Origin of the sequence: Roseibium sp. (assembly GCF_025698965.1) — a bacterium.
In the GTDB taxonomy this organism is placed as follows: Bacteria; Pseudomonadota; Alphaproteobacteria; order Rhizobiales; family Stappiaceae; genus Roseibium.
In genome coordinates this window covers 1-23,782 of record NZ_JAILWL010000006.1, presented here as the reverse complement: position 1 = coordinate 23,782, position 23,782 = coordinate 1, and the positions used below count along the sequence as shown (strand labels likewise).

Here is a 23,782-nt window from a genome sequence, read left to right as displayed (position 1 = left end):
AAATTGCCCTAAAGCGCTTAGCGAAGATCGATGCGCATGACAAGCGCCGTACCATCTCCTCCACTGTCGCTGTAATAGCCCTTGCGCTTCCCAACTTCTTTGAAACCCAACCCGCGGTAAAGCAGAAGCGCGGCCTCATTGGACGCATCCACTTCCAGAAACAAATGATCACATCGCTCCGCATAAAGTCGGAAAAGTCCGGCTTCCATGAGCTTCTTGCCGATACCGCGGCCGCGTTGGCGGGGGTGGACTGCGATCGTGATCACTTCCGCCTCGTCGGCTGCCGTTCTCAAGATGACAAAACCAAGCGGTGCACGCGTCCCATAAGGGCTTGCACGGCGGGCCACCAGCATGATGACACCGTCCTGTGCCTTCATGCGGGCCAACTCATCCACATTCCAACTGTGCTTGAAAGAGGAGGACTGGATTTCGGCAATCTTTGGCAGATCTTCGTCCAACGCCTCTTCAACGACCGGCGGCTGGGTCCAGAACCACCAGAAACTCATTGCCGTTCGATCCTTCCCTTGGTCTGCGGCGTCGCGTCGGGCGGCCGCAGATAGAGCGGCGAGGGAGATGAAATTGCCGGGTCAGCGGTCAATCCAAGTTCGGCAACATCCCGAATGCCCGGATAGCCGCTGTGCGACAAAATCTGTTCTGACTTTACATCCAGTGCCTCGGCAACTCTTTCGGCTGCCGACCCTGCCAACCTTATGCGCTGAGGCAAGGTCGCTGCAAGATCTGTCAATGTCCGGACCCCGGCTTCGTCCATTGGGTCCCCGGACGCGGTGAATTCCTGACAATACACTTCTTCACCCTTGCCAGTCAGCGCGACGAGCAACGGTGCTCCGGCATCTCCCGGGGCAGATGACCTTGCTATGGCAGCAAGCGTGGTTATCCCAACGACAGGTTTTCCGAGCACAAGACCGAAGCCACGCGCAACGGCCAGACCGACGCGCAGACCGGTGAAACTGCCGGGACCGACGGTGACCGCCACGCGATCCAGATCCGAAAACGCCGTCGACGATTCAGCCATGACTTCGCCGATCATATCCATCAGGCGTTCCGCATGTCCCCGGCCGATTTCCTCACCAAATGCTTCAAAGCAAGCGGTGTCCTCGCCGTTGTCGAGGACCGCGGCGGCACAATTGGCAAGAGCTGTATCGATGGCAAGAACGCGCATTTCGGATTTTTGAACTCGCAAGTGACCTATTGCCACTACCGCGACGCGCGCCTCAAGTCGAGCCGAGCTTTGGACCTACGTCGAATGGGGGGCTTGCCTTCCACAGAGAAAGCAGGGCCGAAATATTAAAAGCCCGGCAATTCCGCCGGGCTTTGTTCAAGAATATGAAAATCCGATCAGATCGGGCGGACTTCCTCGACTTCCGGCACGAAGTGGCGCAGGAGGTTCTGAATACCGTGCTGCAGCGTCGCCGTGGAAGAAGGGCATCCTGCGCAGGCACCGCGCATGGAAAGATAGACAACACCTTCCTTGAACCCCTTGAAAGTGATGTCACCACCATCCTGAGCGACAGCAGGACGAACGCGCGTTTCCAGGAGTTCCTTGATCGTATTGACCGTCTCCGTGTCGCTTTCTTCGAAGAATTCACCTTCCTCAATGTCTTCCGACTCGCCTGCCGCCATGACCGGCTGCCCGGACATGAACTGCTCCATGATGACGCCAAGTATTGCCGGCTTCATGTGCTGCCAGTCGGTTTCGTCTTTCGTCACCGTGATAAAATCATGACCGAAGAACACGGCAACAACGCCTGGCACTTCGAACAGTTTTTCAGCAAGCGGCGAAGCGCCTGAATCCACTTTCGAGCGGAAATCATATGTGCCTTCCGGCAGGACCACCCGGCCCGGCAGAAACTTCAGCGTGGCCGGATTCGGAGTAGCTTCCGTTTGAATGAACATTGTCTTTGTCCTTGCGTCTCAACAACGCGTCCAATTGACTGCGTGCCTTGCGCGTCTCCCTCATCGCAAAACACCGATGGATCCTTCTAACCTATCTTTCAGCAGTTTGGAACAGTTAAAAACTAGATAGGTGCAGATCCAGGCCGGTCAAGCCGGGACCACTGAGTTCCATGCGTTCTTATGCTAGGGCTGAAATTGAATCATCATCCAGATTGCCCGGCACGATGGTTACGGGAATCGGGAACGTTCCTGCAGCCTTTCCCGCAATGGAGGAGACAAGGGGACCCGGCCCTTCCGACCCTGTGCTGGCTGCCAGAACCAGGATCGCGATATCGGCATCCGCCTCGATCAACTCCATGATTTCTTCAGCCGCCGACCCTTCCCTCACCACTGTTTCAGGCTCAGTCCGCGCAACAGAACGAATGCGTTCGGAAGCCTTGGCGAGCGTAGCCTCAGCTTCTTCCTGGGCTTCAGCCCTCATGATGTCCTCAACTCCCAGCCAATGCTGGAAGTCGCCCGGAGCGATGATGAACAACAGTGTGACAACGCCCCCGGTGCGTGCCGCCCGCTTGGCGGCATAAACGATCGCCCGGTCACATTCGGGCGTCTCATCGACCACAACCAGAAACTTCCGGCGGTGGCCTTCCTCGTTACTTTTTCGAATAGCTACCATGGGCGCATGCTGCCATCGGTACGCACGCATCGCAAGCGGCTAAATTGCCGCTCGCGATACCGGTCGTATCAGAGAATAAACTTGGAAAGATCGACGTTCTTCGCCAGATCGCCAATATTCTCCCGGACAAAATCGGCGGTGATTTCAATCGTTTCTCCGGCCCGGTCAGGTGCCGTAAAGGAAATCTCGTCAAGGATCCGTTCCATCACGGTCTGCAGACGCCGGGCACCGATATTCTCCACAGATGCGTTGAGATCGACGGCCACCGACGCAATTTCCTCAATTGCGTCCTCTGTAAAGGCAAGACCGACCGATTCGGTTTCCATCAATGCTATATACTGCTTGATCAGGCTGGCTTCCGGCTCCGTCAGGATCGCCTTGAAGTCATCCTTGTTCAAGGCACGTAATTCGACCCTGATCGGCAGGCGGCCCTGAAGCTCCGGCAGAAGATCCGATGGCTTTGCAACGTGAAACGCTCCGGAGGCGATAAACAGGATATGGTCGGTCTTGACCGGACCATGCTTCGTGGAGACCACCGTTCCCTCGATCAGGGGAAGCAAATCGCGTTGAACACCTTCACGCGAGACATCCGCTCCCGCCCGGCCTTCCCGAGCGCAGATCTTGTCGATCTCGTCGAGAAAGACGATGCCGGAGTTTTCAACCAGGGAAATGGCTTCCTCGACCACCTTGTCCTCGTCCAGAAGCTTGTCGGACTCCTCGTTGATCAGGAGCTCGTAAGATTCGATCACAGTCGTTCGCTTGGTCTTGGTCTGGCCGCCGAAAGCCTTGCCGAGCAGATCGGAGACATTCATAACGCCAACGCTGGCCCCGGGCATTCCGGGCAAGTCGAAACTCGGCATCTGCGCCTGGGCGCGAACCTCGACCTCGATCTCCTTGTCGTCCATCTCGCCATTGCGCAGCTTGGTCCGGAAACTGTCCCGGGTCGCCGGGCTCGCGTTCGATCCGACCAGTGCATCAAGTACACGTTCTTCGGCCAGAACATGGGCCTTGGCTTTCACTGCTTCGCGTTTCTGATCCCGGACCAGTGTAATACCGGCTTCCACGAGATCCCGGACAATCTGTTCAACGTCGCGGCCGACATATCCGACCTCGGTGAACTTGGTGGCTTCGACCTTGGTGAAGGGGGCATTGGCCAGCTTGGCCAGGCGGCGGGAAATCTCGGTTTTGCCGACCCCTGTCGGCCCGATCATAAGGATGTTTTTCGGCAGAACCTCTTCACGCATCTGGCCTTCCAGCTGCTGCCGGCGCCAGCGATTGCGCAGGGCAATCGCGACCGCGCGCTTGGCATCCTTCTGGCCAACGATATAGCGGTCGAGTTCAGAAACGATCTCACGCGGAGAAAAATCGGTCATTGTTTAAGACACGCCTTCCGTATTGATGAATTCCATTAGCAAACTATCGTCTGTTTTTCCCACAAGTTCGGGGATTACCTCAAACCCGACTTTGCGGTAACACCTGACAGCGCGTTTGTTTTTCGGGTCAGGATCTATCAGGATCCTGGAGTACCCTTCGTTGAGAAGTTTTCGGACAAAGGCCCTGAGAACTTGCGTACCAAGACCGGACGACAGATCCTCGGGCAGTCCGATCGACAGGTCCACTCCGACCGCATCGGAGGGCAGCAGGGTCAACCACGGACATTCGTTCACATAGTCCGAATTCTGCTGGTCCCTGACGAACCAGACCTGAATGTAGCCCTTGTCGACACCATCCTTCTGAAAGATGTAGGGACGGGTACTGTCACGTCCCGCCACTTTCTCCTCGATGTTCCGTAATTCCGTTTCCGGATTTCCCCACCACTCACGCCAATGCGGCTCTTGCATCCAAGCGGCAAGCAATTCGAGATCTTCCTCCAGAACAGGGCGGAACGAAATCATGGCTGTCTACTCGACGGTATCGAGCGTTTCGACCGTGACGCTGTCATTGGTATAAACACAGATCTCAGCCGCAACTGCCATCGCCTTGCGGGCGATTGTTTCGGCATCATAGTCAGTGTCCACCAGGGCCCGACCTGCCGCCAATGCGTAATTGCCGCCGGATCCGATGCCCATGACGCCGCCTTCCGGCTCAAGCACATCGCCCGTACCGGTCAGGACGAGGGATACATTCTTGTCAGCCACAAGCATCATGGCTTCAAGACGGCGCAGATACCGATCCGTCCGCCAGTCCTTTGCAAGTTCGACACAGGCTCGCATCAGCTGACCTGGATACTGTTCGAGCTTTGCTTCCAGACGTTCAAACAACGTGAAAGCATCAGCAGTTGCACCGGCAAATCCGGCGATCACCTCACCCTTGGCCAGTGGCCGCACCTTACGGGCGGAATGTTTGATCACCGTCTGGCCGAGGGACACCTGTCCGTCGCCGGCAATGACGACCTTGCCGCCTTTGCGCACCATCATGATCGTCGTACCGTGCCATTGGGCCGGTTCGCGCGTTTCGCTCATTCAATCCTCTTGGGTCTATCTTTTCTCGCCGACCTATGTAGGCGGCAATGGCGATTTTTCCAAGCCGCAAGCTCGTTACGACCGGTTTCTAACCGCAGATTGCATCAATCACATAAATCTCAATATGGGTACGAACCGACAGAAACCCTAATGCGACAACTCGATTCGGGTCGCTCTCAACAACGCATCCACCAGTTTGTCGAGTTGGCCGCTCAGCCTTTCCTCGGGCAGGTCGTCCTTGTCATCAAAAGCATTTGTGGCTTTCGGGACCGACACCATTTGCGGCAACACCATCGCGCCGAGACCGACTTCCAGTATAGTTCTCATGCCAATCAGTCCACGCATTCCACCAAAGCCGCCTGGAGACGCCGCGCCGAGTGCGAACACCGTGTTTTTAAACGGGTCGCCTGGCTCCTTCGCGCGGCTAATCCAGTCCAACGTGTTTTTCAAGAGCGGCGTCACACCGGCATTATATTCAGGACAGGCGAGGAAGACACCGTCTTGACTGTGCAGCAAACGATTGAGTTTCCTGGCATTTTCCGGAGCACCCTCGCTCTCTTCCAAATCGCCGTCGTAAATCGGAAGCGGATAGTCCCTGAGCGAAAGATGGGTGACTTCGGCATCAAGGATCGCAAGTCGCTTAGCGACGAGAGCCGTCAGTTTTCCGTTGTGGGATCCGCTTCGCACAGATCCGGAACAGACAAGTATTTTTGGATTGCGCATCTGAAGGCCTTTTGTCGTGCTGCCGGACAAGACGATCCGGTCTTCAAGATATGGCAAACAGGCATCGTATTATCCAGCGTCTCAACTGGAGAAGATTTTTCCAATTGATGCGTTCGACACGATACCTGCATGTCACCTTCGTTAAAACAGACTTGCGATAAAGCCCGGAATGCTTTTCACGGCATAGCTCCAGTCGTCCTTCCGCCATTTTGACATTTCGTATGCAGAGTCACCGAGATCCTCACCCATTTCCGCAAACACCCTGGTCGGGCCTTGCTTCATGCGATCGACCAGGCGGCTGAGGCGCGCCATGTCGATATTGCCGGTCTGAATGAGGTGGACGGCACCAAGTACAAGCGTTGTCATGCTGTCGACTCCGGACGCGCCAAGACCGATGGGATCGCATGCCCGGATCACCTTGAAGACCTTGCTGTTCTTGACCGATCCCGGCGCGATGGCTTCGACCAGGCTCTGCAACCCTTCGACCATGCCGGCCCACGGGATAGCCTTGCCCATAAAGTGCTTGTAGAGCTCCGAGGTTCCATAAAGATAGTCGCCCTGCTCGAACTTGTCGGCAACTTCGATCATCGTAATGATGTTCCCGGCCATCCCGGCCTTGCTGCCGACCGAACCGAAGAACTTGCCGAATTTCGATGTCGGCGATCCGATCGCGTCAAGGGCCCCGAATTGACGCCCCTTCATACCGGTGATGGCTTTCATCACATCGCGCGCTTCGGAAGTCGCGAACCCCCATTTGCGCAATTGTGACCAGGCCGCGATAACCTTTCGCGCATCCCCAGTCCGGCCAATCGTGCCAAGAAATTTTTTCATATCCGGGAAGCTCTTGTCGATCAGCTCCCGTCTGAATTCCTCAAACGCATCGCTTTCGCCAAGCTTTGCAGCTTCGTTTGCCAACAACTTTTCCGCAGGCGACATGCGGTCGTCGCGTGCGGTGTCGTTTGCGACCGAAATCGGGTTCGCCTCCGGTGGAATGCACATGCGCTGCCAGATCGATGCCGAGTTCGGGTCATTCAGCGCCCGGACCGTTCGATTGTCCGGATCGACCCGACCGTCGGGGTGCCGCAACCGGACGACACTCGCCTGAAAGTCCTTAATGGTTCCAATGGTTTTGGATCCAACCTTGCCGTCGACTGCCAATGTCTTGCGCGACGTTCCCATCAACGCGTTCAATCTGGTCTGAACCGTTTTGACATCGAACATTTCGTTTTTGCCGAACCGGCCTACGGAACCGGTAATACCGATACAGGAGTTAATCATCTGAACGAGATCCCATCACGTCTGAAGCCAGCCCGATGCATGTCGTCAGTAAATCGCAAAAACTGCCGTCAGGTTCTGTGACTCTCATCACCACGACTGCAGATCTTCTTCCGGAACGCGTAAAAAATATTTATCTTGAACAGAATGACGCAGAGTAATCAAATTACCGACAAGGCGGATCACCCGCCATCGTGCAGCTCACCGCAAACGCAAGACAGCGCAGTCAGTGGACAAAAGAACCCTGCCTTCCAGATGCCCGGAAAGCAGTCCATCGGCAGCGCCAAGCACCGTGCCGGATGAACTGCGTTCCAGCAAACGATCCAATTTCAATGGAAATTCTCTAGTGGCCCTTGCGGTACACCCAGACACGAGCCGGCGGCAGGTTTTTCCAGACCCACTCAGAACTGAAGATCGAGACGGCACGGCTGACCGGTTTTACCGGCGCAACGAGCCCATAGGAAAACTGAATGAACGGAGCTCCGGGTTTCAGGAGCCGAAATGCTTCTTCTAAAAGCGCCAACCGGACAGGTTCCGGACGAGTCAGCAGCGGAAGCGAGGACACGATCCCGTCAAGTGAATGGTTTGCCGGCTCTCCATTGGCCAGAAACCCTCCGGTTACCGTCAGTGTGTCCTTCAAGGTATAGGCATCGCCCTGAAGAACCGGGAGACCCGGATACCTTAAACTCAGCAGTTCACAGAATTCCGGGCTGTATTCGATCAGATTCAGATGCTGATGGGCGAAACCCCGATCGATCAAGGCCTTGGTGACAACACCGGTTCCAGGGCCGAGTTCAACCACGCGCGAATGCGGTCTGGGGGTTAGAAAAGAAGCCATCTTGGCGGCCAGGTCCGGGCCGGAGGGAGCAACAGCACCGGTTCGTAGCGGGTTTTGTGCCCAGGATCTGAAAAACTTGACCTCATCGAGAACCTTGGTTCTGACGGCATTGGCCTTGTTAAGCTTCTCCCGCAGGGCTTCCGCCCGTCCTCCGCTACGCTTCAACATCTCACCTCACTCATGTCCCGAGCACAAATATAGGAACGTTTGCAAGGAGATGCCACCGTTAGAAGCCTCATGCGCCAAGATTGTCGATGAAATCTTTGACCTTGGAAAAGAAACCCGCCGATTCGGGGTGGTTTTCACCTGAGGACTCTGTTTCGAATTCCGCAAGCAGTTCTCTTTGACGCCGGGTCAGATTGGTCGGCGTTTCAACCGTCACCTGGATATACATGTCCCCGTGCTGGCTGGAGCGCATGACCGGCATGCCCTTGCCGCGCAGTCTGAACTGCTTCCCGTTTTGTGTCCCTTCGGGCACTTTGACCCGACTGGTGGATCCTTCAACAGTGGGCACATCAAACTGACCGCCGAGCGTCGCGGTGGTCATGGAAATCGGCACCCTGCAGTAGAGGTCCGCGCCTTCACGCTGGAACAGTTCGTGCGGCTTGATGGAGAGGAAAATGTAAAGATCTCCTGCCGGTCCGCCACGAACACCGGCTTCGCCTTCGCCTGCCAGGCGAATGCGGGTTCCATCCTCAATGCCCGCAGGGATGTTTACCGACAGGGTCCGATCCTGCGTCTTCCGCCCCGAACCGCCGCACCCGTCACAAGGGTCGGAGATCACCTGTCCACGGCCCTGACAGCTCGGACAGGTCCGCTCAAGCGTGAAAAATCCCTGGGCCGCTCGTACGCGGCCGGCACCACCACATGTGCGGCAGGCGGTCGGGCTTGTGCCAGGTTTCGCTCCCGATCCGGAACATGCGTCACAGGTGATACTGGTTGGAACTTCTATTTCCACCGTCTTGCCGGTGAAGGCATCTTCCAGTGAGATGTCCAGGTTATAGCGCAGATCCGCGCCACGTTCACGCCCTCCGGACCGGCGGCCACCGCCACCGCCCATACCGAAAAACTCCTCGAAAATATCGGACATGGTCGAGGAAAAATCCTGGGAGCCAGCACCGCCGCCACCAAAACCGCCATTTTCGAATGCAGCATGGCCGAACCGGTCATAGGCTGCCCGTTTCTGTCCATCCTTCAATGTGTCGTAGGCTTCGTTGACTTCTTTGAACTTCGCTTCCGCGTCAGTATCCCCGGGATTGCGGTCCGGATGATATTGCATCGCCATTTTGCGGTAAGCACTCTTCAGTGCCTTGTCATCCGCCTCGCGTGAAACGCCCAGCACCTCATAGAAATCACGTTTGGACATCAAGATCTCTCGGTCTTGTTGTTGCGCCGCCAGAAGCCAGATATCTCTCGCTTATTTACGGCGAAAGCGCCGGACACAAGTGCCTTTGTCATCAGGCATTCAAGCAACCGGCGCTGAAAACTAATTCATAACCTGAAACAGCCAGCCGGTTCCCGGCTGGCTGCAGTATTACAATTAAGCGGACTTTTTGTCGTCTTCGTCTTTGACTTCTTCGAAATCCGCATCAACGACATCGTCGTCAGCTTCGGAGGCAGCCTCTTCACCGGCTTCGCCCCCTTGGGCTTCAGCTTCCGCCTCGGCCTGGGCTTCCTGGTACATGGCTTCACCAAGTTTCATGGAAGCTTCGGTCAAAGCCTGTGTCTTTGTCTTGATGTCTTCAAGGTCTTCACCTTCAAGAGCAGACTTCAGATCAGCCAGAGCAGACTCGATCGCAGACTTGTCGTCGGCAGATACCTTATCGCCATAGTCGCTGAGCGATTTTTCGGAGGAGTGAACAAGGGACTCACCCATGTTCTTGGCTTCCACCAGCTCTTTGCGCTTCTTGTCTTCGTCAGCATGAGATTCAGCGTCCTTGATCATCTGATCAATGTCGCTGTCGCTCAGACCACCAGACGCCTGGATGCGGATCTGCTGTTCCTTGCCTGTGCCCTTGTCCTTCGCGGACACGTTGACGATACCGTTGGCGTCGATGTCAAAAGTGACTTCGATCTGCGGGACACCGCGCGGTGCCGGCGGCAGGCCGACCAGGTCGAACTGACCGAGGACCTTGTTGTCCGCAGCCATTTCGCGTTCACCCTGGAAGACGCGGATGGTCACAGCTGTCTGGTTGTCTTCCGCGGTCGAGAATACCTGACTCTTCTTGGTCGGGATTGTCGTATTGCGGTCGATCAGACGGGTGAAGACACCGCCAAGGGTTTCGATGCCCAGTGACAGCGGGGTCACGTCGAGCAGCAGTACGTCCTTGACATCGCCCTGCAGAACGCCGGCCTGGATCGCAGCACCCATGGCCACGACTTCGTCCGGGTTCACACCCTTGTGCGGCTCCTTGCCGAAGAAGTTCTTAACGGTTTCCTGGATCTTCGGCATACGGGTCATGCCGCCGACCAGAACCACTTCGTCGATGTCACCGGCTGCCAGGCCTGCGTCTTTCAATGCAGCCTTCATCGGATTGATCGTGCGCTTGACGAGCTCTTCCACCAGCGATTCGAATTTCGCACGGGTCAGTTTCAGCGTCAGGTGCTTGGGACCGGAAGCGTCTGCGGTGATGAATGGCAGGTTGACTTCGGTCTGAGACGAAGAAGACAGTTCAATCTTGGCCTTTTCAGCAGCCTCTTTAAGGCGCTGCAATGCCAGCTTGTCCTGTTTCAGGTCGATGCCCTGATCTTTCTTGAACTCAGCCGCCAGATAGTCGACCAGAACCATGTCGAAGTCTTCACCGCCGAGGAACGTATCGCCGTTGGTGGATTTCACTTCGAAGACACCATCGCCGATTTCCAGGATGGAAACGTCGAAGGTACCGCCACCAAGGTCGTAAACCGCGATGGTCTTGCCGTCATTCTTATCAAGGCCGTAAGCCAGCGCTGCAGCTGTCGGCTCGTTGATAATGCGCAGAACTTCAAGACCGGCAATCTTGCCCGCATCCTTGGTTGCCTGACGCTGTGCATCGTTGAAGTAGGCCGGAACGGTGATAACCGCCTGTGTCACGGTTTCACCGAGATAGCTCTCGGCGGTTTCCTTCATCTTCTGAAGAATGAAAGCGGACACTTGAGACGGAGAGTATTTTTCACCGCTGGCTTCTACCCATGCATCGCCATTGTCTGCCTTGACGATTTCGAACGGAACAAGCTTCTTGTCCTTGTCGACGGTCGGATCGTCGTAGCGGCGGCCGATCAGGCGCTTGACTGCGAAGAGGGTATTTGTCGGGTTCGTGACCGCCTGGCGTTTCGCCGGCTGGCCAACAAGACGCTCACCGTCATCGGAGAATGCCACCATGGAAGGGGTGGTGCGGGCGCCTTCTGCGTTTTCAATAACTTTGGAATCTTTACCGTCCATGACGGCGACGCACGAGTTGGTCGTGCCGAGGTCGATACCAATGACCTTTGCCATATCTGCCTCTCTTTCTAGCAAGCCGGGTAGACCCATGAAGGCGTCAGTCCGGCTCCTCTCACTTGGGTTCCGGGATTGCCCCGGACATCGCGCCCGAGTTTTTACTCAGGATTTGGCGCGAAGCTTGCTCGCTATATAGGTGGATGAAACTTTGCCTGCAAGACATCTGTTCACCGACATTGCAGGTTCTGCACGTCTAGACCGATATTTCTTCCCAGATCCTTACCAAAGAGCGAGAAATCCACTCCCGAGCGCATTCTAGCAAGTCCCTCATGATCCGGGCAGCCACAACAGCTCAAAATCCTTTAATGACGAATGAGCTGCGTTATAAGGTCCCCATGCAGGAAATTGCAATCAACGATCTGAACGGCTTTCGCTATCTTCCCGGTTATTTCGACCGGGCGTCCCAACAGGAACTGCTGGACGATGTCCGGAGCGTTGTATCGCAGGCCCCGCTCTATCAGCCGGTGATGCCGAAAACAGGCAAACCATATTCTGTGAAAATGAGCAATTGCGGACCACTCGGCTGGGTTTCGGACATCAACGGCTACAGGTACCAGCAGCAACATCCGGATACGAAAACGCCCTGGCCTGACATTCCCTCACGACTCACATCACTCTGGGAAACCCTTGCCCCGGACGCGCCGCCGGCAGAAGCCTGCCTGATCAATTTTTATAAGGCAAAGGCAAGAATGGGTCTGCACCAGGATCGGGACGAGCGCACTTTCAATGCTCCGGTCGTTTCCGTATCACTTGGCGACACAGCAACCTTCCGGATCGGCGGTCTCAGCCGCAAGGATCCGACAAAATCCTTCCGGCTTCAGTCCGGAGACGTGGTCGTTCTGGGTGGTGATGCCCGACTGGCTTTTCACGGTATCGACCGGGTTCTCGCAGGGACTTCAACGCTTCTCAAGAACGGTGGACGGATCAATCTGACGCTGAGACGGGTCAACGAAGCAGAATGACGACGCACCTCGGCCTTGCAGGTCAGAGAACGATGTGTGCGGCAATTGCTCCAAGCGACAACGCTATCACCCAAAGTGCGATCCGGCCGGACCGCGTGTGCCGGGCTTCCGCCCTGCCGATTGCTTCAGCGGTTTCGTCGTCGAACCGAAGTCCCTCGGTGGTCATTTTTTCCAGCTCTTTCGACATATGGCCGATGCGGTCGGCAAAAAGCGGCAGATCGTTGGCCGCGCGGGTCAACGCAGAGAGAATGTCTCCCGCATCGCGCAACTTGCCGACAGGGCCGAGGTTCTCCTTGATCCAGTCTCCGACAACCGGTTCCGCCGTCCTCCACATATCGAGATTTGGATTGAGCGAACGGGCAACTCCTTCGACAACAACCATCGTTTTCTGCAGCATGATCAGCTGTGTCTGGGTCCGCATTTCAAAAAGTTCCGTGACCTCGAACAGCTGGGTCAGCAGCCGTGCCATGGAAATTTCACTGGCATCATGGCCGTGGATCGGCTCGCCAATCGCACGGATCGCCTGGGCGAACATGTCGACATCCTGATCGGCAGGAACGTAACCCGCCTCGAAATGCACTTCTGCAACACGCTTGTAGTTACGGGTGATGAAGCCGAACAGGATTTCGGCCAGGAACCGGCGCTCTCGCTTGTTCAAACGGCCGATAATACCGAAATCGACGGCCACCAATGTGCCATCCGGTTCAACGAACAAATTGCCCTGATGCATGTCGGCGTGGAAAAACCCGTCACGCAGCGTATGGCGCAGAAAACTCTGAATTACAGCCGCGCCAAGCGCTTCCAGGTCGTGGCCGTCCTCTCCGAGGCCCTCAACGTCCGACATCTTGCGGCCGTCGACCCATTCCATCGTCAAAACGCCTTTGGAAGTATGTAACCATTCGACAGCCGGCACACGGAAACCTGGATCGTTTGCGGTATTTTCCGCCATTTCCGAGAGCGCGGCGGCCTCAAGACGGAAATCCATCTCGATGGCAACGGATTGCGCCAACGTATCAACAACAGCAACCGGGCGCAGACGTCGGGACGGCGCGTGAAAGCGCTCGGCAAGGCGCGCGACCAGATAGTAACTTTGAAGATCGCGCTGGAAGCGACGTGCAACACCAGGGCGGAGAATCTTCACGGCAACCTTGCGCTCATTGCCATTCTTGTCCCGAATGACCGCCGGATGCACCTGTGCGATTGATGCGGCAGCAACGGCTTCACCGAATTCAACAAAGATCTCGTCGACCGGACGCCCAAGCTGTTCTGCTACGGCAGCCTTTGCCGCCTCGTGATCAAAGGGGGGCAGCTGATCCTGCAGGGCCGACAGTTCGCGTGCAGCGTCCTTGCCGACCACGTCGGCGCGGGTTGCGAGAAATTGTCCCAGCTTGACGTAAGACGGGCCAAGTTTGTTGAGCGCGTCCGACAAGCGCAGGTTCGCGCTCTTTGTCTTGACCGCGCGTCGCTCCAGAAGCCGTGCCATGGCGATGGCAAGCCTCGGACCAGTCGGCAGGTCAGGCAGATAGACAAGCCCGTACACGCCTTCGCGTGCCATCACAAACCCCGCCCGCACCAGACGGAAGAAAGGCATCACCGGAAGTGCCATCAACTAGAATTTCCATCCTGCATGCAATGCGGCGATGCCACCGGAATAGTTCCGGAAACTCACCTTCTCAAACCCGGCTTCGCGGATCATTTCGGCAAAACGCTCCTGGCTCGGAAAGTTCCGGATCGATTCCACCAGATACTGATAAGGGTCTCCGTCGCCCGTCACCCACTTGCCCATCACCGGGATCGCCTTGAAAGAGAACGTGTCATAGACCTTGTCCAGGAGCGGTACATCGACCTCGGAAAATTCCAGGCACATGAAGCGGCCGCCGCGTTTCAGAACCCGGCGCGCCTCCCGCAAGGCTTTGGGAATATCCGGGACATTACGGATGCCAAAGGCGATGGTATAGGCATCGAAGCTCTTGTCAGGAAACGGCAGGTCTTCAGCGTTTCCCTGACTGAAGGTGATAAGGTCGGAGAGGCCCGCCTTTTCGGCACGGTCGCGACCAACGCTCAGCATGGATTCATTAATGTCGCAGACAACGGCTTCAACCGTATCGTTGGAGCGACGCACGACCCGAGTTGCAATGTCGCCCGTACCGCCTGCGACATCCAGAAGCCGCCAGGCCGAGGTACCGGATTTGGGTGGAGACAGATAGGAGACCATGGCGTCTTTCCAGACCCTGTGGAATCCGCCCGACATCAGGTCGTTCATCAGATCATACCGATCCGCAACCTTGTGAAAGACGTCGTCCACCAGCGCCTGTTTCTGCCCTTCGGCAACCTTGGTGAAACCGAAACTGGTCGGCATCTCTTCCGGCGCGCGGAATGAAGCGCCCTTTTGCCCTTGTGCCTGTTGCGTCATAAACGCGCCTCCTGGCGGATATTCATCTCAAACTATCTTCAAATTGCGCCGGACCATAGTACAAGCACATACCAAGCGCTATCTTTGCCGAGCGAAGAAACTCATATGCCGCAGGCCTATACAGCGCAACCGAAGCGGAGACCAGCCCAGAGATGCCTGAATTACCGGAAGTGGAAACCGTCAAGCGCGGTCTGGCACCAACATTTGAAGGCGCACTCATTGAAACGGTTGACCAGAATCGACCGGATCTCAGATTTCCGTTTCCCGAAAGGTTTGTCGACCGGCTATCAGGTGCGCGGGTCAATGCACTCTCGCGCCGGTCTAAATACCTCCTGGCAGACACCGACCGCGGCGATGTCCTGGTCATGCATCTTGGAATGTCTGGTTCGTTTCGGATCGAAAACGACCTATCCCAATCTGCACCCGGCGCATTCGCTCACCCAAAGGGCAAGAATGAAAAGCACGATCACGTCGTTTTTCATCTGGAGACGGCGGCAAGAAACGAAGCCCGTGTAATCTATAATGATCCGCGAAGGTTCGGCTTCATGGATCTGATCCCCCGAGCGGAATTATCCGAACACCCTTATTTCAAGGATCTTGGCCTGGAACCTCTCGGCAACGACCTGAGCGGTGAAACGCTCGCGCGTCTGTTTCAAGGCCGCAAATCCCCGCTCAAGGCAGCCCTTCTCAACCAGAAACTGATTGCCGGTCTCGGTAACATATATGTTTGTGAGGCGCTTTGGCGCACAGGCCTGTCGCCAACCAGGGCAGCCGGTTCCCTTGTGACCAAGTCCGGCAAACCGTCAAAAGCGGCGGTGGAGCTGGCCGCCAATATCCGCGAAACGCTGCAGGACGCAATCAAGGCAGGTGGGTCTTCCTTGAGAGATCACACTCAGACCGACGGAACGCTCGGGTATTTTCAGCACTCCTTTGCCGTTTACGACCGGGAGGGTGAAGCGTGCCGGACGAAGGGGTGCACCGGTGCGGTCAACAGAATCGTACAATCCAATCGCTCCACCTTTTTTTGCCCCAGATGCCAGTCGTGACACACACATTGTCGCGGGCCTTATCCAATCGGCCAACCTTGCCAGACCCACACCGGGTCGGGTAGGCATGTCGCGGAGATTTGACATGTCCTGGCACTGGGAGTGGGCAATATGGGATATGAGAACATCCGCGTTGAAAAGCGTGGAAAGGTCGGATTGATCACACTGGACCGGCCGAAAGCCTTGAATGCGCTGAATGCGGCCCTGATTGCCGAACTCGGCACGGCCCTTGACGGGTTCGACGCAGACGAGCGCATTGGCTGTGTCGTTATCACCGGATCGGAAAAAGCTTTTGCGGCCGGTGCCGACATCAAGGAAATGCTGCCGCATGACTTTTCGTCCGCCTATCAGACCGACCTGATTACACCTTTCGACCGCGTGTCGCAGAACCGCAAACCTATCATTGCTGCCGTTGCCGGTTACGCTCTGGGCGGTGGCTGCGAGCTGGCAATGCTGTGCGACTTCATAATTGCCGCCGACACCGCGAAGTTCGGTCAGCCGGAAATCACGCTGGGTGTCATTCCCGGCGCCGGCGGTACCCAGCGTCTCACGCGATTTGTCGGCAAATCGAAAGCCATGGACATGGTTCTGACAGGCCGCATGATGGATGCCGAGGAAGCTGAACGGAGCGGCCTTGTCAGCCGGATCGTTCCGGCAGACGACCTTCTTGAGGAAACCATGAAGGCCGCCGAAAAGATCGCCGACTTCTCGCTGCCTGTCGTGATGATGGCAAAGGAAAGCGTCGACCGGGCCTACGAAACGACGCTGTCGGAGGGTATCCGTTTCGAAAGACGTGTCTTCCAGGCCATGTTTGCACTGGAGGATCAGAAGGAAGGCATGACCGCTTTCGCCGAGAAACGCGCACCGCAGTTCCACAACAAATAATCTTCAGCGTATCAACGATAAAGCCGTTGACGGAAGCGCCAAGCAGGATTATAAGCAGCGCCCAATCGGTGGCGGACTTCCGCCGCCGTTGTTTTTTGATCGGGTCTTACCGCCATTGCGCCTTGGTCCCGATCGCCACCGGACGTTAGTCCCAATTACCGATCAGGATTGAGCCCATGGCCAACACACCATCGGCCAAGAAGGCGGCCCGCAAGATTGCCCGCCGGACGGCCACGAACAAAGCTCGCCGGAGCCGCGTGCGCACCTATCTGCGCAACGTTGAAGAAGCGATTGCTTCCGGCGACCAGAGCGCCGCAAGCGAAGCCTTCAAGGCCGCACAGCCGGAAATCATGCGCGCAGCGTCAAAAGGCGTCATGCACGCAAACACGGCTTCCCGGAAGGTTTCCCGCCTCAATGCCCGTATCAAGGCACTCGGCGCTTAAACACTCCGTTATACGACCGTTAAAAAGACCCGGCCTCAGTGCCGGGTTTTTTTTAGCCGTGTAATTTTGTGGATGACACAACCTGACAACCAGTGCGCGTATTATCGGTAATTTTACCAGCTACGATACTGACACGGAAAAGTGATTAATTTCAACATCTTATACACATGTAGGGCTTAACTATCGTGATCAAACCGGATTCGATACGAGTCAAGGTATCCCTCGTGAATTTTTTTTTAAAATTGTTGTTTTTGAGTTGCGACGGTAGCTCCCAGCGCAAAAAGTCATTGCGGCAAAAAGCTTTTGTTCAATCGCCCACAGGGTCCGGATTAACCGTGACGCGGGGGTAGAAGCCAGTGTCACCGGACATTCCTGAATTCCTGCTGTTGCCCCGTCCGTCTTGGTCTGTATATTAACAATCGGCTGGCAGGGAAAAGATCAGCGAACAACCTATAAAGAGTGCTTGGATCAACAATGAACAAGTCAAAGATATATATAACTGAGCACGGGGCATTAAGAGCATGGAACGAATACATTAGTGTATTCAGTGCCCAGAGTGCTTAGCGACATTTAGGTCTAGTTCTCTTTCCCAAAATATTTGTTTTTACTTTTAATCAATAGCCTTTGGCTATTGAGGGGGGCAGTTGTGCAATTAGAGGATAGTTACGCCGGGAATGTAAACTCACAGGAAGCATTCACCAAGCTTTCCGATCAGCAGAATGCGACGCTTATCGACGTGCGCACTCAGGCTGAATGGGCGTTTGTCGGTGTGCCTGACCTGCGGCCCATTGGCAAAGAACCAATGCTCGTGGAATGGCAGAGTTTTCCCTCTTCCGGACCCAATCCGGAATTTGTCGCAACAGTTTTAGATCAGCTGGTCAAAAAAGGACTTGACCAAAGCGCTCCAATCTACTTTCTGTGCCGCTCCGGTGCACGGAGCCAGGCAGCAGCAATTGCCCTGACGCAAGCCGGATACACACAGTGCTTCAACATATCTGACGGTTTCGAAGGGCCTCTCGACACTGAGGGGCACCGTGGAACCCAGTCCGGGTGGAAGGCCGCCGGACTGCCATGGGTTCAAAACTAGCTTCCTCGTAGCGATACGAGGCTGACGGCAGGAGAAGTCCGACCGTCAAATTCATAACCGTCCCAAAAAGGGACAAAATAATGCTGCAAAAGCAGCAAGGCGTCGAAGAACGGCTGTGGCGGACGGTTCTTCACTTAAACAGGAGGCAGATGACATGCAGGTCCAGGAGGCAGGCGGCTCCGAACATTGGAAGCGGGTAAAAAAGCAGCTTCGCGCAGAGTTGGGCGATGACGTGTTTACCAGCTGGTTTGCACGTGTAGACCTGGAGGAACATCAGGATGGCACTGTGCGCCTATCCGTTCCGACCCGTTTTCTAAAGCAATGGATTCAGAACAATTACAACGACCAGCTTATGGGTCTGTGGCAGCGTGAATGCGATAATGTGCATCGCATCGAGCTAACTGTCCGCGGTGCGATCCGACCGCGCCAGACCCCGGTCGCAAAACCCAGTCTTGCAGCACCTGCAGGTGCAAAACCCGTTTCGGTTGAAGCCCGCAATGATGCTCTGGGCGATGCCAACCAGGTGACAAGGGCACAGGCTGCGACAGCCGCTCTCGGCCGAGGGGATACCGCGTCCGACAGCACTCGTGATGTGCTTCAGGGTGCTGCGCTCGATCCCAAATACACGTTCGAAACATTTGTCGAGGGCGAGTCCAACAATCTGGCGCTGGCAGCTGCCCGACAGGTTGCGGCAGGTGGCGCGGTCACGTTCAACCCGCTTTACCTTCACGCATCGGTCGGCCTCGGCAAGACCCACCTGATGCAGGCGGTGGCCGCCAAGGCAAGGGCAAGCGGCCGCAAGGTCCTCTACCTGACGGCCGAGCACTTCATGTACAAGTTCGTGGCAGCGCTGAAATCCCAGTCCGCGCTGGCGTTCAAGGATACCTTGCGCACCATTGATCTTTTGCTCATCGACGACATGCAGTTCCTGCACGGTAAACAGGTGCAACAGGAATTCTGTCACACACTGAACGCGCTTATTGACGGCGCACGCCAGGTAATCGTTGCCGCAGACAGGGCCCCGTCCGAACTCGACACCCTGGACGACCGCGTGCGCTCACGCCTCTCCGGTGGACTGGTCGTTGGAATTCAGGAACCGGATTTCGTCCTGCGCCGCAACATTCTGGTGTCGCGTGTCGAGGCTGCGCAAAAGACCTATCCGCATTTCGACGTGCCAGCCACTGTCCTGGATTATGTCGCCCGTCACGTTGCCTCCTCCGGCCGAGACCTGGAAGGCGCGCTGAACCGCCTGGTTGCCCACAACCAGCTGACCAACCAGCCGATCACCCAGGAAATGGCAGAATTGACCTTGCGTGATCTGGTTCGCTCCAGCGAACCGCGCCGGGTCAAGATTGAAGATATCCAGCGGATCGTCTCCAAGCATTACAATGTGACGAAAGCAGACCTTCTGTCCGCCCGCCGGACCCGGACAATCGTACGCCCGCGTCAGATCGCAATGTATCTGGCAAAGGTAATGACACCGCGTTCGTTGCCGGAAATCGGTCGCCGGTTCGGCAATCGTGACCACACAACAGTTCTGCATGCTGTGCGGAAAATCGAGGAAATGGCACGTGGCGACTATGCCCTCGCGCAGGAGCTTGAACTGCTGAAACGCATGCTTGACGCCTGAGACCAAACCTTAACTGCCGGACTTTTCGTGCCCTGCAGACAAGGTGACCGCTTTCAGGGTTAAAATACACGATAAACTACCATTTGAGGGGGCGTTCCGGGGGAACGCCCCCTTGCTTTTGGAGCCGGTTAAGGGCAGTGTCGTTCCCCCGCTCCTTACGGAGCCTAATGTCCAGTTTTGCCAGACGGTTCCGTCTGGCTTTTCATGAGTACGGAATGAGCGTATGAAAGCGACCCTCGAGCGGACCGACCTTCTCAAGTCCTTGACCCATGTTCACCGGGTGGTCGAGCGCAGGAATACCATTCCCATCTTGTCGAACGTTTTGCTGCGCACCGATGGCGGTGCGCTGAATCTCAAGGCAACCGACCTCGACCTTGAGATTGTCGAAACGGTCCCGGCGATGATCGAAATGCCCGGCGCCACCACCGTTCCCGCACATATGTTTTACGATATCGTGCGAAAGCTGCCTGAAGGATCCCAAGTGGTTCTGGAAACCACCAGCGACAACGCCACCCTGGAAATTCGTGCAGGCCGATCGAAATTCACCTTGCAGATGCTGCCGGAAACCGACTTCCCGGACCTGACAGCGGGCGAGTTCAGTCATGGCTTTACCCTGACAGCCGCGGATATCCGCAAACTGATCGATACGACGCAGTTCGCGATTTCGACCGAAGAAACAAGATATTATCTGAACGGCATCTACCTGCACACGGTTGACGCCGCCAACGGCCAGCAGTTCCGCGCCGTTGCGACCGATGGTCACCGTCTTGCCCAGGCAGAGGTTCCGGCCCCGTCCGGCGCTTCGGGAATGCCGGGCATCATCGTTCCGCGCAAAACGGTCGGTGAAATGCAGAAGCTCCTGGAAGATCCGGAAGTGGAAGTACAGATTGAGCTTTCCGATACCAAGATCCGCATCACCACGGGATCGGTCGTTCTGACGTCCAAACTGATCGATGGCACCTTCCCGGACTATGGCCGGGTCATTCCGCAAGGCAATGACAAGGAAATGCGTGTCGACCGGGACGAGTTCAAAGAGGCGGTCGACCGCGTTTCGACCATTTCCTCAGAACGCGGCCGCGCGGTTAAACTGGCGCTTGTCGAAGGCCGGATGGTTTTGACAGTCAACAACCCGGACTCGGGCAGCGCGACAGAAGAACTGGCCGTTGAATATGATGCGGAACCGCTCGAAATCGGATTCAATTCCCGTTATCTGCTCGACATCGCCAATCAGTTGAGCAGCGATACGGCCCTGTTCCGTTTGGCGGATTCCGGTTCACCAACCCTTATTCAGGACAACACCGTCGACGACTGCCTGTTCGTTCTGATGCCGATGCGGGTCTGACGCTCAGGCAAGGTGTGAAAAACGGAAGTGGATTGATGACTGAGTTCAGGACGGCGCAACTGACCCGTCTGTCCCTGACCGACTTCCGCAATTATGCAAGCCTGACGCTGCCCCTCAGCGCAAAACTGACGGCATTTGTCGGCGCAAACGGCGCCGGCAAAACCAACATTCTCGAAGCCATTTCCTTCCTGACAGCCGGTCGCGGTCTTCGGCGCGCGGCCCTGGCCGATATTGCCCGAAAAGAAGGTGATGGCGGCTGGAGTGTTGCCGCAACGGTTCTGCTGGACGGACTGGAAACGAAGATCGGCACCGGGCTGATGGCTGGGACCACTGGCCGCAAGGTACGCATCGACGGCGAGGAAGTCCGGGGATCGGAAAGCCTTCTGGACTATGTCCGGGTTTTGTGGCTGGTCCCGGCCATGGACGGGCTTTTCACAGGATCGGGGTCTGACCGACGCAGGTTCCTGGACCGGCTGACCCTGGCAATCGATCCGGCTCACGGACGACGCGTCAGCGACTTTGAAAACGCCCTCAGGCAGCGCAACCGGCTGCTTGATCAAGGCGGTACCGATGCTTTCCTGAACGCCTTGGAGCAACAGGTTGCCGAGCTCGGTACAGCAGTATCCATCGCCCGTAGCGAAACCGTCGGACTGCTCAGCCAGATGATCTCCGACCAGGCCGACCAGAACCTGCCCTTTCCGCATGCAGCTGTCTCGCTGGAGGGAGCGTTCGAGGCGGAAACTCTCGGCCTTAGCGCCTCGGACCGGGAAGATCATTACCGGCGCCTCCTTCATGACGGCCGCCCACGCGACCGGGCAGCGGGACGCACACTCTCAGGACCGCATTTGAGTGATCTGAAAGTGCGACACGCCGTGAAAGACATGCCGGCCGCCCAATCGTCCACCGGCGAACAAAAGGCGCTTTTGATCGGTCTTGTCCTGGCGCACGCGGAGCTGACCGCCAAAGTCTCGGGTATGACGCCGGTTCTGCTCCTAGATGAAATCGCAGCGCATCTTGATCCGGGGCGCCGGGAAGCCCTGTTTACCAAGTTGAATTCGCTTGGTGGCCAGGTGTTCATGACCGGCACGGACGAAGCTCTGTTCGAAGCTCTGCCTGAAGGGGCTGAAGTCTTCCAGATCAAGGATCATGCAGGTCACCTTCTTCATGGCGGCCAGGCCCCTTAAATCCGCCTGAATCTTATGGTTTTCCACCATAATCCTTTTGCTGGCTTGCTTACCGCCCGCGCGTGGTTGAACGCCTCAGGGAACCCCGTATAACGGGGGAAGAAAAAATAAACCGATTGGTGATTGATTCGCATGAGCGACACATCCTCGTCAGAGCCTATTTCAACTCCTGAATCCGACAATGGTGCCGATTATGGCGCGGACTCCATCAAGGTCCTGAAAGGCCTTGATGCGGTACGCAAACGGCCCGGCATGTATATCGGCGACACAGATGATGGCTCCGGGCTTCATCACATGGTTTACGAGGTGGTGGACAACGCTATCGATGAAGCGCTTGCCGGCCATGCCGACCACGTGACCGTCAGCCTGAATGCAGACGGGTCCGTGACCGTATCCGATAATGGCCGCGGCATTCCGACCGACGTTCACTCCGAAGAAGGCGTCTCGGCGGCGGAAGTCATCATGACCCAGCTTCACGCCGGCGGTAAGTTCGACCAGAACTCCTACAAGGTATCAGGCGGCCTTCATGGTGTTGGCGTCTCCGTGGTGAACGCCCTGTCGACCAAACTGGATCTGCGCATCTGGCGCAACGATCAGGAACACTTCATGACCTTTGCGCACGGAGAGGCGCAAAGTCCGCTTGAAGTTGTCGGGCCGGCCAACGGTCAAAAGGGCACGGAAGTCACTTTTCTGCCGTCACCGGAAACCTTCACCAAGACTGAGTTCGATTTCAGCACTCTGGAACATCGCCTGCGCGAACTGGCATTCCTGAATTCCGGTGTCCGTATCATTCTGACCGACAAGCGCGGCGTTGAGGATGTCTCCGAAGAATTGTTTTATGAAGGTGGGCTGGAGGCCTTTGTCCGTTATCTGGACCGGGCGAAACATCCGCTGATCGAGGAGCCGATCGTCATTCGCGCCGAGCGTGACGGCATTACCGTTGAAGCTGCGATGTGGTGGAACGACAGCTACCACGAACACGTTCTGTGCTTTACCAACAACATCCCTCAGCGCGATGGCGGCACGCATCTGGCCGGGTTCCGCGCGGCGCTCACCCGTCAGGTCACCGGATATGCCGAGGCAACCGGCCTAATGAAGAAGGAAAAGGTGTCCCTTTCCGGTGACGATTGCCGAGAAGGTCTCACCTGCGTTCTTTCGGTGAAAGTGCCTGATCCGAAATTCTCCTCTCAGACCAAGGACAAGCTGGTTTCCTCCGAAGTCCGCCCGGTCGTTGAAAACCTGATGTCCCAGACCTTAAGCGAATGGTTGGAAGAAAACCCGGCTCCGGCGAAATCGATCGTCTCCAAGGTCGTGGAAGCAGCATCCGCGCGCGAAGCTGCCCGCAAGGCGCGTGAACTCACACGCCGTAAAGGCGCTCTGGATATCGCCTCCCTGCCCGGCAAGCTGGCGGATTGTCAGGAACGCGATGC

At 56.5% G+C, this 23,782-nt stretch carries 24 protein-coding genes; 9 read left to right on the top strand and 15 right to left on the bottom strand.

Annotation, left to right across the window (positions count from 1 at the left end; translation table 11 throughout):
* Window positions 1–17 precede the first annotated feature (17 nt).
* From rimI to dnaK, 13 genes are all read right to left on the bottom strand, one after another.
* On the bottom strand, window positions 18–506 hold the full coding sequence (rimI, locus tag K5905_RS01145; protein ID WP_297579211.1) for a ribosomal protein S18-alanine N-acetyltransferase: 489 nt from the start codon (window positions 504–506) through the stop codon (window positions 18–20).
* Window positions 503–1,180 (bottom strand): tRNA (adenosine(37)-N6)-threonylcarbamoyltransferase complex dimerization subunit type 1 TsaB, encoded by a 678-nt coding sequence (gene tsaB, locus K5905_RS01140; RefSeq protein ID WP_297579208.1) that lies wholly within the window; start codon window positions 1,178–1,180, stop codon window positions 503–505. The genes rimI and tsaB overlap by 4 nt, the downstream gene beginning before the upstream one ends.
* 176 nt (window positions 1,181–1,356) lie before the next feature.
* Window positions 1,357–1,914 (bottom strand): NifU family protein, encoded by a 558-nt coding sequence (locus K5905_RS01135; protein ID WP_297579205.1) that lies wholly within the window; start codon window positions 1,912–1,914, stop codon window positions 1,357–1,359.
* A gap of 178 nt (window positions 1,915–2,092) precedes the next feature.
* The gene (locus K5905_RS01130) at window positions 2,093–2,587 is read right to left on the bottom strand and encodes a universal stress protein (RefSeq protein ID WP_297579202.1); all 495 of its coding nucleotides are present in this window, start codon (window positions 2,585–2,587) and stop codon (window positions 2,093–2,095) included.
* A 68-nt stretch (window positions 2,588–2,655) separates the two neighbouring features.
* Window positions 2,656–3,960: an ATP-dependent protease ATPase subunit HslU gene (hslU, locus tag K5905_RS01125; protein ID WP_297579199.1), complete on the bottom strand. Its 1,305-nt coding sequence runs from the start codon at window positions 3,958–3,960 to the stop codon at window positions 2,656–2,658.
* Between the two features lie 3 nt (window positions 3,961–3,963).
* The gene (locus tag K5905_RS01120; RefSeq protein WP_297579197.1) at window positions 3,964–4,482 is read right to left on the bottom strand and encodes a GNAT family N-acetyltransferase; all 519 of its coding nucleotides are present in this window, start codon (window positions 4,480–4,482) and stop codon (window positions 3,964–3,966) included.
* Between the two features lie 6 nt (window positions 4,483–4,488).
* Complete coding sequence (gene hslV / locus K5905_RS01115) at window positions 4,489–5,049, bottom strand: ATP-dependent protease subunit HslV (RefSeq protein WP_297579194.1); 561 nt, start codon at window positions 5,047–5,049, stop codon at window positions 4,489–4,491.
* Between the two features lie 147 nt (window positions 5,050–5,196).
* Window positions 5,197–5,829 (bottom strand): NADPH-dependent FMN reductase, encoded by a 633-nt coding sequence (locus tag K5905_RS01110; RefSeq protein ID WP_297579191.1) that lies wholly within the window; start codon window positions 5,827–5,829, stop codon window positions 5,197–5,199.
* Window positions 5,830–5,913: 84 nt separating this feature from the next.
* On the bottom strand, window positions 5,914–7,050 hold the full coding sequence (locus tag K5905_RS01105) for a peptidoglycan-binding protein (RefSeq protein WP_297579188.1): 1,137 nt from the start codon (window positions 7,048–7,050) through the stop codon (window positions 5,914–5,916).
* A 198-nt stretch (window positions 7,051–7,248) separates the two neighbouring features.
* Window positions 7,249–7,380 (bottom strand): hypothetical protein, encoded by a 132-nt coding sequence (locus K5905_RS01100; RefSeq protein ID WP_297579185.1) that lies wholly within the window; start codon window positions 7,378–7,380, stop codon window positions 7,249–7,251.
* Window positions 7,381–7,390: 10 nt separating this feature from the next.
* A complete protein-coding gene (locus K5905_RS01095; RefSeq protein ID WP_297579182.1) occupies window positions 7,391–8,053 on the bottom strand; it encodes a class I SAM-dependent methyltransferase in 663 nt (220 codons plus the stop codon).
* A 67-nt stretch (window positions 8,054–8,120) separates the two neighbouring features.
* The gene (gene dnaJ / locus K5905_RS01090) at window positions 8,121–9,251 is read right to left on the bottom strand and encodes a molecular chaperone DnaJ (RefSeq protein WP_297579179.1); all 1,131 of its coding nucleotides are present in this window, start codon (window positions 9,249–9,251) and stop codon (window positions 8,121–8,123) included.
* A 174-nt stretch (window positions 9,252–9,425) separates the two neighbouring features.
* Window positions 9,426–11,357: a molecular chaperone DnaK gene (dnaK, locus tag K5905_RS01085; RefSeq protein ID WP_297579176.1), complete on the bottom strand. Its 1,932-nt coding sequence runs from the start codon at window positions 11,355–11,357 to the stop codon at window positions 9,426–9,428.
* Between the two features lie 338 nt (window positions 11,358–11,695).
* Here dnaK and K5905_RS01080 point away from each other — a divergent pair, with 338 nt between their 5' ends.
* Window positions 11,696–12,322, top strand: a complete 627-nt coding sequence (locus tag K5905_RS01080) for an alpha-ketoglutarate-dependent dioxygenase AlkB (protein WP_297579174.1) — start codon at window positions 11,696–11,698, stop codon at window positions 12,320–12,322.
* A gap of 22 nt (window positions 12,323–12,344) precedes the next feature.
* Here the strand turns inward: K5905_RS01080 and ubiB are convergent, their stop codons facing one another.
* Both ubiB and ubiE read right to left on the bottom strand, forming a co-directional pair.
* Window positions 12,345–13,928 (bottom strand): 2-polyprenylphenol 6-hydroxylase, encoded by a 1,584-nt coding sequence (gene ubiB, locus K5905_RS01075; RefSeq protein WP_297579172.1) that lies wholly within the window; start codon window positions 13,926–13,928, stop codon window positions 12,345–12,347.
* Between the two features lie 3 nt (window positions 13,929–13,931).
* Entirely contained in the window at window positions 13,932–14,681 is a 750-nt protein-coding gene (ubiE, locus tag K5905_RS01070; protein WP_297579243.1) for a bifunctional demethylmenaquinone methyltransferase/2-methoxy-6-polyprenyl-1,4-benzoquinol methylase UbiE, read from the bottom strand.
* A 206-nt stretch (window positions 14,682–14,887) separates the two neighbouring features.
* Here ubiE and mutM point away from each other — a divergent pair, with 206 nt between their 5' ends.
* The 8 genes from mutM to K5905_RS01030 all read left to right on the top strand — a co-directional run.
* Window positions 14,888–15,781, top strand: coding sequence for a bifunctional DNA-formamidopyrimidine glycosylase/DNA-(apurinic or apyrimidinic site) lyase (mutM, locus tag K5905_RS01065; RefSeq protein WP_297579169.1), 894 nt, complete (start codon window positions 14,888–14,890; stop codon window positions 15,779–15,781).
* Between the two features lie 111 nt (window positions 15,782–15,892).
* The gene (locus K5905_RS01060) at window positions 15,893–16,666 is read left to right on the top strand and encodes an enoyl-CoA hydratase (protein ID WP_297579166.1); all 774 of its coding nucleotides are present in this window, start codon (window positions 15,893–15,895) and stop codon (window positions 16,664–16,666) included.
* 176 nt (window positions 16,667–16,842) lie between these two features.
* The gene (gene rpsT, locus K5905_RS01055; RefSeq protein ID WP_297579163.1) at window positions 16,843–17,109 is read left to right on the top strand and encodes a 30S ribosomal protein S20; all 267 of its coding nucleotides are present in this window, start codon (window positions 16,843–16,845) and stop codon (window positions 17,107–17,109) included.
* Window positions 17,110–17,755: 646 nt separating this feature from the next.
* Window positions 17,756–18,196 carry a rhodanese-like domain-containing protein gene (locus K5905_RS01050; RefSeq protein ID WP_297579161.1) on the top strand — a complete coding sequence of 147 codons (441 nt, stop codon included), beginning with the start codon at window positions 17,756–17,758 and terminating at the stop codon, window positions 18,194–18,196.
* A 154-nt stretch (window positions 18,197–18,350) separates the two neighbouring features.
* Entirely contained in the window at window positions 18,351–19,826 is a 1,476-nt protein-coding gene (gene dnaA / locus K5905_RS01045; RefSeq protein ID WP_297579158.1) for a chromosomal replication initiator protein DnaA, read from the top strand.
* Window positions 19,827–20,049: 223 nt separating this feature from the next.
* Complete coding sequence (gene dnaN / locus K5905_RS01040) at window positions 20,050–21,168, top strand: DNA polymerase III subunit beta (protein ID WP_297579156.1); 1,119 nt, start codon at window positions 20,050–20,052, stop codon at window positions 21,166–21,168.
* 35 nt (window positions 21,169–21,203) lie between these two features.
* Complete coding sequence (gene recF, locus K5905_RS01035; protein ID WP_297579154.1) at window positions 21,204–22,352, top strand: DNA replication/repair protein RecF; 1,149 nt, start codon at window positions 21,204–21,206, stop codon at window positions 22,350–22,352.
* 132 nt (window positions 22,353–22,484) lie between these two features.
* Window positions 22,485–23,782: ATP-binding protein (locus K5905_RS01030; protein WP_297579151.1), on the top strand; the 1,298-nt coding region annotated here is incomplete at its 3' end.